General features: G+C 41.5%; 1 protein-coding gene. It reads left to right on the top strand.

Features of this window, described 5'->3' with window-relative positions; all coding sequences use genetic code 11:
- Window positions 1-136 precede the first annotated feature (136 nt).
- On the top strand, window positions 137-2026 hold the full coding sequence (locus ACYQ4O_RS12845) for an IS1634 family transposase (RefSeq protein ID WP_460175857.1): 1890 nt from the start codon (window positions 137-139) through the stop codon (window positions 2024-2026).
- Window positions 2027-2094: the final 68 nt, after the last annotated feature.

Genomic DNA, 2094 nt, shown 5'->3' with positions numbered 1-2094 from the left:
TCCTGTCTTTAACACTTTTTATTTAGTCTGATCCGTTTTGAACCCCGATGGGTTCTTTATTTTTGCCTAAATTTATTTTTAAAATTTAAGTATTAATTGTAGTATAATTATCCTAATGCTAAATTTTGGAGGTCCTATGCGTTATAGGTTGGGATTTAGTTCTAATAAAGACAGTTCTAGTGTTTATATCGAGTGTTCTATCCGAAAGCCGGGCGTCAAACATCCCGTACGAGAAATCATTAAACGCTTTGGAAAGAAAAAAGACCTCTTAGCTAAAGACCCTGAGGCACTACAAAAGATCCAAGAAGAGGTTGACCGGATGAACCTCAACTGTGAAGGTAGGAAACTGCTTTCCACTTCCACTTCTCTTGAGTCGCTTTCTAAAGATTTATCCGAGCTTCTTCAACGGCAAACTTTGGATCCTTCTGCCGTTTTTTGTACGCGCAGTGCCGGGTATCTTATCTTGCGCCGACTCTATGACGAACTTAAATTGGATGCTAAGTTCGATTACATTGCAACGAAGGGCTCATTCAAGTATGACTTAGCGAAAATTGCCAAGGAACTAATTTTGCTTAGAATTCTTGCCCCGTCCTCCAAGAGACGTTCCTCAATCGAAGGACCCGAGCGTTATCTTGGCATGCAGTTCGATAATCTAAATCAAATCTACAAAGCTCTAGATGTACTCTGTGCGAACAAAAGCGACATCATCCGATACTGGAATCGTCAAATCAACAAGCTAGTTCCCGACAGGGATACTTCGATTTGTCTTTATGACATAACTACGTACGCCTTTGAGAGTACCGATCAAGATGCGCTCAGAGATTTTGGCTATTCCAAGGACAAGAAATTTAATAAAGTTCAAGTAGTTATGGCATTAGCTACGGACAAACAAGGCTTGCCCCTCGACTATGGTCTCTACAAAGGTAATCAGGCTGAGGGGGCTACTATGGTGCCCTTTGTTAGTGAACTAAAGAAGAAATTTAATGTTAAAAGCTTCACGGTAGTTGCCGACAGAGGTCTGAACAGCCAAGCTAATATCGACTCTCTGGTAAAACTCGGAGATAACTACGTTCTGGCCTCCAAGATAAGAGGCGCAAGCAGCGATATACAAAGAGAAGTTCTCTCGGAGGAAGGCAGAGTTCCAATACAAAAAGTCTCCGAAGACGGGGAAATCTTGGACTTCGGCTGGTACAAAGAAATTCAATTGAGCGGCCCTATTAGCTATGAATCGCCCGAATACGTCTTTGAAGACGGTGATGAAGAGAAAGAAAAGCAACTTGAGAAAAGATTAAACCACACAAAAACGAAATCTGGAAAATACGTAAAAAGCCAATTAAAACGCAGGCTCATCGTTACCTGGAGCGAGGCCAGGGCCAGAAAAGACAGAACAGACCGAGAAAGGTTGATCAAGAAAGCTCAGGAGCTAGTTGGAAAACCTTCTAAGATCAAGACCTCATTCAAAAGAGGAGGAAGAAGCTTTATTCTCTTAGATATGGATTTGGAGACTGCAAAAATAAATGAATCACTAATTGCAGCACAGGAGCAATTTGATGGAATTCATGTTATCGAAACATCATTGAGTGCACCCGCCTCGGAAGTGGTGAAAATCTATAAAAACTTATGGAGAATTGAAGATAGTTTCCGCCATTTAAAAAGTACTTTTGAGGCCAGACCAGTGTATTTGCGGCTGCCGGACCATGTGCGTGGACACTTCCTAATCTGCTTTTTAGCTTTATGCGTCCATCGTTATTTGGAATATAAACTTCGGGCAAATAATACCCCGGCTACGACCGATGGCATTATCAGAGGACTGAACCGAGCCACGATATCATTGATTAATCCAACTTCCGGGATTGAGTTTTACGGCACCGCTGGTTTTGACTCTACAGTACAAAATATTATGAATCTGGTTGGATTGACGCCTCCAAATACCTACGAGGAGCCAAGTGCTTTGAGAAAGAAAATGCGACTCTACACTTCTGTCAGAGATTTATTTTCTTCTACTACAACAAGTTTGGAAAATTAAGAAACAAAGAAACTAGAGCTGACGGGGCCTTACAGGCCCTTCTTTAATTTGTAGGTGTAAAAGACGGG

This window comes from Turicimonas sp. TL08 (assembly GCF_054660695.1).
The sequence above is the reverse complement of the archived record's forward strand: the minus strand, read 5'-3'. Positions and strand labels throughout refer to the sequence as shown.

Coding starts and splice junctions, on each gene's coding strand:
- ACYQ4O_RS12845 (WP_460175857.1), top strand. CDS start 137: ATGCGTTATAGGTTGGGATTTAGTTCTAATAAAGACAGTTCTAGTGTT.